We start from the raw sequence: 11,753 nt of genomic DNA, 5'->3' as shown, positions 1-11,753 counted from the left end.
CGTCTCGCCGGTCGGGTGATGCAAGGTGGTGTGCAGATGGTGAGCCACCCGACACATTTGGGAGTCGGCCCGAACGGCTTGACTGCGACGTAACGTCACACCGGAGACTCGACGGTGTGCGGATCAAGAATCTCGCCGAGCTGGCCGGCACCACCGTGCGCACGATCCGGTATTACCACCAGATCGGCCTGCTACCGGTGCCGCCGATCCGCGACGGTTGCCGCGACTACGACCTCTCGCACGTCGCGCGCCTGGCCCGGATCCGCTGGCTGGCCCGGGCCGGGCTGCCACTCTCACGCATCGGTGCGGTGCTGTCCACGCCGGAGCACGTGCGCGACGACGCCGCCGGCCAGGACGCGATCCTCGTGGACCTGCGCGCCACGCTCGGCGCGCTCGACGATCAGATCGAGCAGCTGCGCGCGCAACGGGAGCAGGTCGAGCGGCTGGTCGCCGCGGTCGAGCGGGGCGGGGACCTGTCGCCGGTGCCCGGTGCCGTGGCCGCGTTCTACGACGACCTGGCCCGCCGGGCCACTGACGACCGGGTGCGCCGGTCCGTCCGCCGGGAGCGCGATTTCATGGAACTGGCGTACTACCGCGGCGACATGCCACCGGAAGCGGAACTCGTCTACCGCGGGTTCACCGAGACGGCCCGTTCCGAGAGCCTCGCACTCTTCGGCGAGATCGCCGAACGGGACGGCGCCACCCCGACCGACGCGGAGATCGCGCGAATGGCGGAAGCCGTCGTGGCGCGCCTGCGCCGGCAGCTCGGTGCCGACCTGAAGCAGGTGGCGCGAAGCGTGCGTCCCGACATCGCCCGGCGAGCCGCCGACCTCTACGTGAGCCTCACCGGCGACCCCGCGTCGCGGCGGGTGGCGCGCGCCGTCGGGGATGCCGTGCTGGCACTGATCGAGGAGGAGGCGGCACCGTGCCCGCAGAACACGCTGTAGCGGTGACCGGGCTGGTGAAACGATTCGGCCGCTTCCGCGCGGTCGACGGGCTCGACCTGAACGTGCGCGTCGGCGAGATCCACGGCTTCCTCGGCCCGAACGGCGCGGGCAAGTCCACGACGCTGCGGGTCCTGCTGGGGCTGTACCGCGCCACGGCCGGCCGGGTGCGCGTGCTCGGCCTCGACCCGGGCACCGGCGCGGCGGCGGTGACCCGGCGGGTCTCCTACGTTCCCGGCGAGGTGAACCTCTGGCCGAACCTCACCGGCCGGGAGGTTCTCGACGCGCTGGCCGGTCTGCGCGGCCGGCGCGACCCCGCGGCCGAACGCGGCCTCGTGGACGACTTCGCGCTCGACGTGCGCAAGGCCGTGCGCACCTACTCCAAGGGGAACCGGCAGAAGGTGCTGCTCGTCGCCGCGTTCGCCGCGCCCACCGAGCTGCTCGTGCTGGACGAGCCGACCTCCGGGCTCGACCCGCTGATGGAGGACGTGTTCCAACGGCACGTGCGCGCGGCGGCCGACGCGGGGCGGACCGTGCTGCTCTCCAGTCACCTGCTGGCCGAGGCGGAGAAGCTGTGCCACTCGGTGACGATCATCAAGGACGGCCGCCTCGTGGAGTCCGGCGGCCTCACCTACCTGCGGCACCTGTCGGCCTCGGAGGTCACCGCCCGGGTGCCCGCCGACCTCGTGCCGGCCGTGGCCGAACGGCTCGCCGCGGTCGGTGTCGCTCCGCCGCCGAGCGACGGCGGCACGCTGCGGTTCAGCGTGCGGCGCGAGCGGGTCCCGGCGGTGCTCGGGATCCTGGCCACCGTCGACGCCGCGGACATCACCTGCACGCCGGCGACCCTGGAGCAGCTGTTCATGCGGCACTACTCGGTGGTGCCGGCATGACCCTGATCGCGTTGACGCTGCGCCGGCACCGGGTGGCGCTCGGGTCGTGGTGGGTGCTGCTGGTGGCGCTGTCGGGCGTCACGGTCCCGTCCTACCGGGCGACGTACCCGACGGCCGCGCAGCGCCTGGTCGCCGCCGATCTGGCCCGCCGCAACGTCGCCGGCACGCTGTTGTACGGGCGGCTCGGCGGCGGCGGCACGTCGGCCGAGCTGTTCGCGTGGGAGGTCGGCGCCATCGTCACCGTTCTCGCGGCGGTGGCGGCCGTGCTGCTCGCCGTCGCGCTGACCCGTGCCGCCGAGGACGACGGCACGGTCGAGGTGATCCGGTCGAACGGCGTCAGCGCCCGGGCGCCGCTGTACGCCGCACTGGCGGTGCTGGCGATGTTCGCGACGGCGTGCGGTGCCGGCTGTGCCGCCGTCGTCGGGATGCACGCCGGACGGGTCGACGGGGTGACCGCCGCCGGTGCGGTGACGTTCGGCGCGACGGTCGGGCTGACGTTCCTCGTGGTGGCGGTACTCGCGGTGCTGCTCGCCCAGGTGGTGCCGGCGGCCGGGGCGGCGCGACTGCTCGGCCTCGGCGCCGTGGGGATCGCGTTCGCGGTGCGCGCGGTGGCCGACGTGCGGCACGTCGACGGGCTCAACCGGTTCAGCCCGCTGGGGCTGCGGGCCGTGGCGCGCCCGTTCGACGGGGACCGGTGGGGCATGCTCGGCGCATACCTGGCCGTGGCGTTCGCCGTCGCGGGCGCGGCGGTGTTCCTGCACGGCCGGCGGGATTTCCGCGGCGGGCTGCTGCGGCAGCGTGATCGCCGGGCGGCGCACCTGCGGATCCGTTCTACCGTCGGGCTGGCCGGCCGGCTGGCCCGTGGCGGGATCGTGGCCTGGACGCTCGCCGTCGCCGCGGTCGGGACGCTCTTCTCCGCGATGGGTTCGGGGGTGCTGGAGCAGAGCCGCGGCGGCGATGTCGGCGGGTTCCTCGGCGCGCAGCTGGGCGCCGATCCGGTCGCCGGCTACTTCGCCTACACCGCAACGGTGCTCGGCGTGCTCGTGTCGGCGTTCGCCGTCCTGTCGGTGGCCCGCACCGCTGCGGAGGAGCTGAGCGGGCGTACCGACCACGTGCTGGCGACGGGGGTGCGCCGCTGGGCGCCGCTGGCCGCGCGGGTCGTGGTGACCGCGGCCGGCGCCGCCGCCGTGCTCCTCGTCGCCGGCCTGCTCAGCGGCTTCGTCGCGGCGAGGGTGATCGACGGCGCCGACGTTGCCGCGCGGGCGTTCGGTTACGTCGTCGGGCAGTGGCCGGCGGTGCTGGTCGCCGCGGGCTGGACGGCGTTGCTGGCCGGCTGGCGGCCCCGGTTCACCTGGCTGGCCTGGGTCCCGCTGGTGTTGAGCGCCGGGCTGGCGCTGCTCGGGCAACTGCTCGGGGTGCCCGAGCGGGTGCGCGACCTCGGCACGTTCCACCATGTGCCGGACCTGCTCGGTGACCACCCGCACCTCGGCGGTCAGGCGGTGCTCCTGGCCGTCGCGGCCGGGACCACGCTGGCGGGCCTGGTCGCCGTGACCCGCCGCGACGTCACCACCGGCTGACGTATCCGCTCACGGCCGGCGGCCACCGGGCCGGTCGGCCGTGCGGGTGGGACCTCCGCCCCTGTTGACCCCCGTGTCCTCCCGATGTGCTTGGGGGGAATCGCCGCCCACGCACGAGCACGGGGAGGAAACGTGGCAACGATCGTCGCCGTCGTCAAACATCGGGGACCGGCCGAACGCCGGGTGGCTCTCGCCCCGGACGCGGTCCCACGGCTGTCCTCGTTCGGCATCGACGTGATCGTCGAAAGCGGCGCCGGGACGGGCGCGTGGTGGACCGACGACGCCTACCGCCATGCGGGCGCCGAGGTCGTGTCGCGCGCCGAGGCGCTGATAGACGCGGACGTGGTGCTCACCGTCGTGCGGCCGGACTCCGACGTAATCGACGCCCTGCGCCCCGGACAGACACTCGTGGGTCTGCTCGCGGCCACCGGTGATCCGCCACTGCCGGTCCCGCCCGGCGTGACGCTGGTGGACCTGTGCGGGCTGCCCCGCCGGCTGAGTCGGGCGCAGGAGATGGACGCGCTCACCTCGCAGGCGAACGTCGCCGGCTACAAGGCCGTTCTGGTCGCCGCCGACGCGTTCGGCGGGTTCTTCCCGATGCTCATGACGGCCGCGGGCACCACCCGCCCGGCCCGGGTCCTGGTGCTGGGCGCCGGCGTCGCCGGGTTGCAGGCGATCGGCACGGCACGGCGGCTCGGTGCGGTCGTGACGGCGTTCGACATCAGGCCCGAGACTCGGGACGAGGTGACCTCGGTCGGCGCGGCGTACCTCGACCTCGACGCGCCCCTCGACGGCGGCGGGGCCGGTGGCTACGCGCGGGCGCTCAGCACCGACGAGACACGGCGGCAGCAGGACGCGCTGGCGGCGCACGTCGCCCGGTACGACGTGGTCATCGCGACCGCGCGGGTGCCGGGACGGCGCGCGCCGCTGCTGGTCCCGGCCGGTGCGATCGACGGTATGGCGCCGGGCGCGGTGTTCGTCGACCTGGCCGCCGGACCCGACGGCGGGAACGTCGCGGGCAGCGTGCCCGACGCGACGATCGTGACGCCGCACGGGGTCACGATCATCGGTGCCCCGGAGCTGGCGGCCCGGATGCCGGTCGCCGCGTCCGAGGCCTTCTCCCGCAACCTCACGGCGCTGCTGCGGCACGTGGTCCGCGACGGCGAACTGACGCTGGACCCGGCGGACGAGATCTGCGCCGGCCTGCTCGTCACACCGACGACCACGGGAGCGAGGCGATGACATGGACGACCTGACGACGGGCACGGTGGTCATCTTCGTCCTGGGCGTGCTGCTCGGGTTCGAGGTGATCGGCAAGGTGCCGGCCACCCTGCACACGCCGCTGATGTCCGCCACGAACGCGATCCACGGCGTGGTGCTCGCCGGCGCGATCGCGATGGCGGTCACCGCCGACGACCCGCTCGGCTACGCGCTCGTCGGCGTCGCCGGCTTCTTCGCCGCCATGAACGTCACCGGCGGCTACGTCGTCACCGACCGGATGCTGGAGATGTTCCGGCCGGCCGGCGACCGCGCGCCGCGTCGCGAGGAGGCCCCGAGATGAACGCCGTCGTGCAACTCGCCTACCTCGCCGCCGCCGTGTGCTTCGTGACCGGCCTGCACCTGATGAACTCGCCGCCGACGGCCCGGTTCGGCAACCGCGTCTCGGCGGCCGGCATGGCGGTCGCCGTGGCCGCGACGCTCGTTCTCGTGGTGCGCGACGGCGGCCCGAGCGGGGCGGGCTGGCTGACGCTCGCGATCGGCGTGCTGGCCGGTTCCGTCGCGGGTGTCCACAGTGGACGGCGCACCCCGACGACGGCGATGCCGCAACTGGTGAGCCTCTTCAACGCGGTCGGCGGCGGCGCGGCCGTTCTGGTCGGCGCGCACGACCTGCTCGACTCGCCCGGCGTCGCCGTGCGGGTGCCGGCGGTGCTCGACGTCCTCATCGGCGGCGTCACGTTCAGCGGCTCGTTGATCGCGGCCGGGAAGCTGCACGGGGTGGTGCCGGGCCGGCCGATCCGGCTGCCCGGCGGTTCCGTGCCGGTGTTCCTGCTGGCGGCCGCCGGGCTGGGTGTCGGCGGGGCGGTCGCGGCGGACCGGTACACCGCCTGGGTGCTGCTGGCGCTCGCCGGGCTGGCCCTCGCGATCGGGGTACTCGGCGTGCTGCCGATCGGTGGCGCCGACATGCCGGTGGTGGTGTCGCTGCTCAACGCCTGCACCGGCACGGCCGTCGCGCTGGTCGGGTTCGTCCTCGACAACACCGTGCTGGTGGTCGCCGGCGCGCTGGTGGGTGCATCCGGCGGCATCCTCACCAAACTCATGGCCGACGCGATGAACCGTTCGATCCCCGACATCGTGCTCGGCGGCTACGGCACCGGCGACGGCACGACGCCGCAGGTCACCGGCGCGGCGGCCGTGCGCGCGATCGAGGCCGACGACGCGGCGATCCTGCTCGCCTACGCCCGCAAGGTGATGATCGTGCCCGGCTACGGCCTCGCCGCGGCGCAGGCGCAGCACGCCGCACGCGAACTTGCCGACCTGCTCGCCGGCCGCGGCATCGAGGTGGGCTACGCGATCCACCCGGTCGCCGGCCGGATGCCCGGCCACATGAACGTGCTGCTCGCCGAGGCGAACGTGCCCTACGAACAGATGCGCGACCTCGACCAGGCCAACGCCGAACTGCCCCGCGCCGACGTGGCGCTGGTCGTCGGCGCCAACGACGTCGTCAACCCGGCCGCCCGCCGGCCCGGCAACCCGGTCTCGGGCATGCCGATCCTCGACGTCGACAGGGCGGCGCACGTCATCGTCATCAAGCGTTCGATGGGCTCCGGCTACGCCGGCATCGACAACGAACTGTTCACCGATCCGCGGACCGCGATGCTCTTCGCCGACGCCAGGGCCGGCCTCGGCCGGTTGACCGCGGCCGTGAAGGTGCTCGTGGGCTGAGCGAAAGGAGCGGCGCCATGTACTCGGTGCGGATCCACGGCCGCGGCGGCCAGGGGGTGGTCACGGCGGCGGAACTGCTGTCCGTGGCGGCGCACGCCGGCGGCCGGTACGCGCAGGCCTTCCCCAGCTTCGGCTCGGAGCGCACCGGCGCGCCCGTCATGGCGTTCTGCCGCGTCGACGACCGGCCGATCCGGCTGCGCGAGCCGGTGCTCACCCCGGACGCGCTCGTCGTGCAGGACCCGACGCTGCTGCGGGCCCCCGGGGTCTTCACCGGGTTGGCGCCGGACGGGTCGGTGGTGGTAAACGCGGCGGTTGCGCGGGAACGGTTGCCGCTGCCACCCGCCGTCGCGGCACTCGACCGGGAACACCTGGTGGTGCTTCCGGCGACCGCGCTGGCGCTTTCGCACATCGGCCGTCCCGTGCCGAACGTGGCGCTGCTCGGCGCGCTGGCCGCGCTGACCGGGTTGGTGCCGTTCGAGGCGATGGCCGCCGCCATCCGGGAACGGTTCCCGGGGAAGGTGGCCGAGGGCAACGTCGCCGCGGCGCACGCGGCGTTCGACCTGGTGCGGCAGGCACTGCCGGCCGGTGCGGGGAGGGAGCGCTCCGATGACTGAACAGATCGAGGGCTCGAAGGCCGTCGCCCGGGCCGTCGCCGCGTGCCGGCCTCGCGTCGTGTGCGCCTATCCGATCTCGCCGCAGACGCACATCGTGGAGTCGCTGAGCACGCTGGTGCGCACCGGAGTGCTGCCCGGCTGCGAGTTCGTGAACGTCGAGTCGGAGTTCGCCGCCATGTCGGTTGCGATCGGCGCGTCGGCCACGGGTGCGCGCGCCTATACCGCCACCGCCAGCCAGGGGCTGCTGTTCATGGCCGAGGCGCTGTTCAACGCGGCCGGCCTGGGCCTGCCGATCGTGATGACGGTGGCCAACCGGGCGCTCGGCGCACCGATCAACATCTGGAACGACCACAGCGACGCGATGAGCCAACGCGACAGCGGCTGGATCCAGCTCTACGCCGAGTCCAATCAGGCCGCCACCGACCTGCACGTGCAGGCGTTCCGGCTGGCCGAGGAGATGTCGCTGCCGGTGATGGTGTGCATGGACGGCTTCGTGCTGACCCACGCGTGCGAACCGGTCGAGGTGCCCACCGTCGAACAGGTCGGCGGCTACCTGCCGGCGTTCGTGCCGCGGCAGCGGCTGGATCCGGACGCGCCGGTGACCATCGGGGCGATGGTGGGGCCGGAGGCGTTCACCGAGGTGCGGTACCTGGCGCACCGCACGCACCTGGATGCCCTGAGCCGCATCCCGGCGCTGGGGGAGGAGTTCGCCCGTGGGTTCGGCCGGCCCGGCATGTCGCTGCTCGCGCCGTATCAGGCGGACGCCGAGACGGTTGTCGTGGCGCTCGGCTCGATCCTCGGCACGCTCAAGGACACCGTCGACGGCCTGTGCGCCGACGGCGTGTCGGTCGGCGTGCTCGGGTTGACCGCGTACCGCCCGTTCCCCGGGGCCGCGTTGTGCGCGGCGCTGCGTGGCGCGCGGCGGGTGGTGGTGCTGGACCGGGCGCTCGCCCCCGGGGTCGGCGGCGTGGTGGCGGCCGACGTCGACACCGCGCTGCGCGGCACGCGAACGCCGCGCTACGACGTGGTCGCGGGACTCGGCGGGCGGCCGGTCACCCGCGCCTCGCTCGACGCGATGCTCCGTGCGGCGGCGCGTGACGCGCTCGACCCGGTGACCTTCCTGGACCTCGACACGGATCTGCTCGCCGGCGCGGCGGGCCACGGCTGAGGGGGCGGTCATGCCCGTCAATCGCGTGAAGTTCTACCAGACCGGCAGCTACGCGGTCGGCAACCGGCTGCTCGACCCGCGCTCGCGCGCCGTGCAGTCCGACCCGGCCCGCACGAACGCCATCACCACCGGCCACCGTGCCTGTCAGGGCTGCGGCGAGGCGCTCGGCGCCCGCTACGTGCTCGACGCGGCGATGCGCGCCACCGGCGGCAAGCTGGTGACCGTCAACGCCACCGGCTGCCTGGAGGTCTTCTCCACCCCGTTCCCCGAGTCGTCGTGGCGGGTCGCCTGGCTGCACTCGCTGTTCGGCAACGCGCCCGCGGTCGCCACCGGGGTCGCCGCCGCGCTGCGCGCTCAGGGGCGCGAGGACATCCGGGTGATCGGCCAGGGTGGCGACGGCGGCACCGTCGACATCGGCTTCGGCTGCCTGTCCGGCATGTTCGAGCGCGACGACGACGTGCTGTTCGTCTGCTACGACAACCAGGCCTACATGAACACCGGCGTGCAGCGCTCCGGCGCCACCCCGCCGGCCGCGCGCACCGCCACGACCGACGCCGTCGGGCCCGCGCCGGGCAACGCGTTCGGGCAGGGCAAGGACGCGCCGCGGATCGCGATGGCGCACGGCATCCCGTACGTCGCCACGGCCACCGTCGCCGACCCGCGCGATCTGGAGTACAAGGTGGAACGGGCGATGTCGTTCCGGGGCGCGCGGTACCTGCACGTGCTGGTGCCGTGTCCATTGGGCTGGGGCAGCGCCGCGCGCGACACGGTGCGCCTGGCCCGGCTCGCCACGCAGTGCGGCCTCTTCCCGGTGTACGAGGCCGAACGCGGCGACGTGGTGGCCGCGACCCCGATCCGCGCAGCCGTTCCGGTCACGGAGTACCTGCGGCCGCAGAGGCGCTTCGCGCACCTGTTCCGCCCGGAGTTGCGCACCGACGTCATCGGGCGGATCCAGGCCATCGCCGATGCCAACATCGCACGCTACGGGCTCCTGGAGGCGGGCCATGACTGAACATCCGTTCGCGATCACGCTGGACGTCGGGTCCAGCCTGGCCAACCGGACCGGCGCGTGGCGCACCGAACGCCCGGTGTACGTCAACCGGATGCCGCCGTGCAACGACGCCTGCCCGGCCGGGGAGAACGTGCAGGCGTGGCTGTACGAGGCGGAGGACGGCGGCTACGAACGGGCCTGGCGACAGCTCGTGCGCGACAACCCGTTCCCCGCGATCATGGGCCGGGTCTGCTACCACCCGTGCCAGGACGCCTGCAACCGCGGGCAGCTCGACGAGGCGGTCGGCATCAACGCCGTGGAGCGGTTCGTCGGCGACGAGGCGATCCGACGGGGCTGGCGCTTCGACCCGCCGCCGGCACCGACCGGCAAGCGGGTGCTGGTGGTCGGCGCCGGCCCGTGCGGGCTGTCCGCCGCGTACCACCTGGCCGTGCGCGGCCACGCGGTGACCGTTCGGGACGCGGGCGAGGCGGCCGGCGGCATGATGCGCTACGGCATCCCGGCGTACCGGCTGCCGCGCGACGTTCTCGACGCGGAGATCGGGCGCATCGTCGACCTCGGTGTGACCGTCGAGCAGAACCGGCGGGTGGACGATCCGGTGGCCGCGCTCGCCGAGTTCGACGCGGTGTTCCTCGCCGTCGGCGCCCAACTGTCCAAGCGGGCCTACGTCCCGGCCGGCGAGTCGGCCCGCATCCTCGACGCGCTCGGCGTGCTGCACGACGTCGCCGAGGGCGAACGCCCGCTGCTCGGCCGCCGGGTGGTCGTCTACGGCGGCGGCAACACGGCGCTCGACGTGGCCCGCAGCGCCAAGCGGCTGGGCGCCACCGAACCGCTGGTCGTCTACCGGCGCACCCGTGCGCAGATGCCGGCGCATCCCGAAGAGACCGACGAGGCGATCGAGGAGGGCGTGCGCATGCGGTGGCTGTCGACGATCGCGTACGCCGGATCGGGGCGGGTGGTCGTCGAGCGGATGCGCCTGGACGACAACGGCTTCCCGCAGCCCACCGGCGAGTTCGAGGAACTGCCGGCCGACGCCGTGGTGCTGGCGCTCGGCCAGGAGGTAGATCGCTCCATTGTGGACAGTGCGCCGGACATCGAGGTCGACCACGGCACGGTGCGGGTCGACGCGCACCTGATGACCGGCCGTCCGGGCGTGTTCGCCGGCGGCGACATGGTGCCGTCGCGGCGCACCGTCACCGATGCCGTCGGCCACGGCAAGCGCGCGGCGCGCGAAATCGACGCCTGGCTGGGCGGCGGCACCCCGACACCGGCTGCGCGGCCGCCGCTGGCGACGTTCGAACGACTCAACACCTGGTACTACAGCGACGCCCCGGCGACCCTGCGGCCGCGGCTCGACCTTGCCCGGCGGGCGTCCACCTTCGACGAGGTGGTCCGAGGGCTGGACGAGTCGACCGCGCTGTTCGAGGCGCGCCGCTGCCTGTCCTGCGGCAACTGCTTCGGTTGCGACAACTGCTTCGGCGTCTGCCCCGACAACGCCGTGCGCAAGCTGGACGAGGGGCACCGCGCCGGCAGTTACGCGATCGACCTGGACTACTGCAAGGGCTGCGGCATCTGCGTGGCGGAGTGCCCGGCCGGCGCCATCGAGATGGTCCCGGAGGAGGAATCATGACGCTGCGGCAGCTCGCGGCGCCACCGACCAGCACCGGCACCGGGGCCGTCCTGTCCTGCCGTGGCCTGCGCAAGAGCTACGACGGGCGGCTCGCGGTCGACGGCGTGTCGTTCGACATCGGAAAGGGCGAGACGTACGGCCTCCTCGGGCCGAACGGCGCCGGCAAGACCACGGTCATCTCCATGGTCGTCGGGATCCTGCCGCCGGACGCCGGGGACATCAGGGTCGCCGGCCTGCCGATGACGCTGCGGGCGCTCGCCGCCAAGTCGCGCATCGGCTACGTCCCGCAGGAGATCGCGGTGTACCCCGACCTGACCGGCCGGGAGAACCTGCGCCTGTTCGCCCGCCTCTACGGACTGCGCGCCGCGGCCGCCCGCGCCCGGGCCGAGGAGGTGCTGGAGGTCGTGGGGCTCTCCGGGCGTGCCGGTGACCGCGCCGGCACCTACTCCGGCGGCATGCAGCGCCGCCTGAACATCGGCGCCGGCCTGCTGCACCGGCCCGACCTGCTGATCCTCGACGAACCGACGGTCGGCGTCGACCCGCAGAGCCGCAACGCGATCCTCGACGACGTCACCGCGCTCAGCGGCCGCGGCGTGGCCGTCCTCTACACCACGCATTACATGGAGGAGGCGCACCGGCTCTGCGACCGGGTCGGCATCATCGACGCCGGCCGGCTCGTCGCGCAGGGCACGCAACGGGAACTGACGGCCCTCGTCGGCCAGTGCGACCGGGTGCGCCTCGGGGCGACCGGCGATCTCGCGTCGGCCGGCGAGGCCCTGGAACGGCTCGGCTCCGTGCGCGGAATCGCCGTCGGCGCGGACGGGATCGAACTGCTCGACACCGACGCGCGGACCGCCCTGCCCGCCATCCTGGCAGCGGTCTCCGGCGCCGGCGCCACCGTCCGCTCGGTCACGCTGGAGGAACCGGACCTGGAGGCCGTGTTCCTGCACCTGACCGGCCGAAGCCTGCGGGACTGAC

The 11,753-nt window shown here is 74.0% G+C and carries 11 protein-coding genes; all 11 read left to right on the top strand.

Annotated features, from left to right (window positions below; all coding sequences use genetic code 11):
* The first annotated feature begins 116 nt into the window (after positions 1–116).
* The 11 genes from Val02_RS24795 (at position 117) to Val02_RS24745 (ending at position 11,752) form a co-directional block, all read left to right on the top strand.
* Positions 117–947 (top strand): MerR family transcriptional regulator, encoded by an 831-nt coding sequence (locus Val02_RS24795; protein ID WP_203901594.1) that lies wholly within the window; start codon positions 117–119, stop codon positions 945–947.
* A 2-nt stretch (positions 948–949) separates the two neighbouring features.
* Positions 950–1,834: an ABC transporter ATP-binding protein gene (locus Val02_RS24790; protein ID WP_275415608.1), complete on the top strand. Its 885-nt coding sequence runs from the start codon at positions 950–952 to the stop codon at positions 1,832–1,834.
* Positions 1,831–3,411: an efflux permease Rv1217c-related protein gene (locus Val02_RS24785; RefSeq protein ID WP_203901592.1), complete on the top strand. Its 1,581-nt coding sequence runs from the start codon at positions 1,831–1,833 to the stop codon at positions 3,409–3,411. Before Val02_RS24790 ends, Val02_RS24785 begins: the two co-directional genes overlap by 4 nt.
* 132 nt (positions 3,412–3,543) lie before the next feature.
* On the top strand, positions 3,544–4,653 hold the full coding sequence (locus Val02_RS24780; protein WP_203901591.1) for an NAD(P) transhydrogenase subunit alpha: 1,110 nt from the start codon (positions 3,544–3,546) through the stop codon (positions 4,651–4,653).
* Position 4,654: 1 nt separating this feature from the next.
* Positions 4,655–4,972, top strand: a complete 318-nt coding sequence (locus Val02_RS24775; protein ID WP_203901590.1) for an NAD(P) transhydrogenase subunit alpha part 2 — start codon at positions 4,655–4,657, stop codon at positions 4,970–4,972.
* Positions 4,969–6,354 (top strand): NAD(P)(+) transhydrogenase (Re/Si-specific) subunit beta, encoded by a 1,386-nt coding sequence (locus Val02_RS24770; protein WP_203901589.1) that lies wholly within the window; start codon positions 4,969–4,971, stop codon positions 6,352–6,354. Before Val02_RS24775 ends, Val02_RS24770 begins: the two co-directional genes overlap by 4 nt.
* A gap of 17 nt (positions 6,355–6,371) precedes the next feature.
* Positions 6,372–6,968 (top strand): 2-oxoacid:acceptor oxidoreductase family protein, encoded by a 597-nt coding sequence (locus tag Val02_RS24765; RefSeq protein WP_203901588.1) that lies wholly within the window; start codon positions 6,372–6,374, stop codon positions 6,966–6,968.
* Positions 6,961–8,136, top strand: coding sequence for a hypothetical protein (locus Val02_RS24760; protein ID WP_203901587.1), 1,176 nt, complete (start codon positions 6,961–6,963; stop codon positions 8,134–8,136). Before Val02_RS24765 ends, Val02_RS24760 begins: the two co-directional genes overlap by 8 nt.
* Before the next feature lie 10 nt (positions 8,137–8,146).
* Entirely contained in the window at positions 8,147–9,148 is a 1,002-nt protein-coding gene (locus Val02_RS24755) for a thiamine pyrophosphate-dependent enzyme (protein WP_203901586.1), read from the top strand.
* Complete coding sequence (locus Val02_RS24750; protein ID WP_203901585.1) at positions 9,141–10,775, top strand: NAD(P)-binding protein; 1,635 nt, start codon at positions 9,141–9,143, stop codon at positions 10,773–10,775. Before Val02_RS24755 ends, Val02_RS24750 begins: the two co-directional genes overlap by 8 nt.
* A complete protein-coding gene (locus tag Val02_RS24745; RefSeq protein WP_203901584.1) occupies positions 10,772–11,752 on the top strand; it encodes an ABC transporter ATP-binding protein in 981 nt (326 codons plus the stop codon). Before Val02_RS24750 ends, Val02_RS24745 begins: the two co-directional genes overlap by 4 nt.
* The last annotated feature ends 1 nt before the right edge of the window (position 11,753 follow it).

Origin of the sequence: Virgisporangium aliadipatigenens (genome assembly GCF_016863615.1) — a bacterium.
GTDB lineage: Bacteria > Actinomycetota > Actinomycetes > Mycobacteriales > Micromonosporaceae > Virgisporangium > Virgisporangium aliadipatigenens.
This window is presented reverse-complemented; position numbering and strand designations above follow the sequence as displayed.

Coding starts and splice junctions, on each gene's coding strand:
- Val02_RS24750 (WP_203901585.1), top strand. CDS start 9,141: ATGACTGAACATCCGTTCGCGATCACGCTGGACGTCGGGTCCAGCCTG.
- Val02_RS24770 (WP_203901589.1), top strand. CDS start 4,969: ATGAACGCCGTCGTGCAACTCGCCTACCTCGCCGCCGCCGTGTGCTTC.
- Val02_RS24760 (WP_203901587.1), top strand. CDS start 6,961: ATGACTGAACAGATCGAGGGCTCGAAGGCCGTCGCCCGGGCCGTCGCC.
- Val02_RS24765 (WP_203901588.1), top strand. CDS start 6,372: ATGTACTCGGTGCGGATCCACGGCCGCGGCGGCCAGGGGGTGGTCACG.
- Val02_RS24745 (WP_203901584.1), top strand. CDS start 10,772: ATGACGCTGCGGCAGCTCGCGGCGCCACCGACCAGCACCGGCACCGGG.
- Val02_RS24775 (WP_203901590.1), top strand. CDS start 4,655: ATGGACGACCTGACGACGGGCACGGTGGTCATCTTCGTCCTGGGCGTG.
- Val02_RS24785 (WP_203901592.1), top strand. CDS start 1,831: ATGACCCTGATCGCGTTGACGCTGCGCCGGCACCGGGTGGCGCTCGGG.
- Val02_RS24755 (WP_203901586.1), top strand. CDS start 8,147: ATGCCCGTCAATCGCGTGAAGTTCTACCAGACCGGCAGCTACGCGGTC.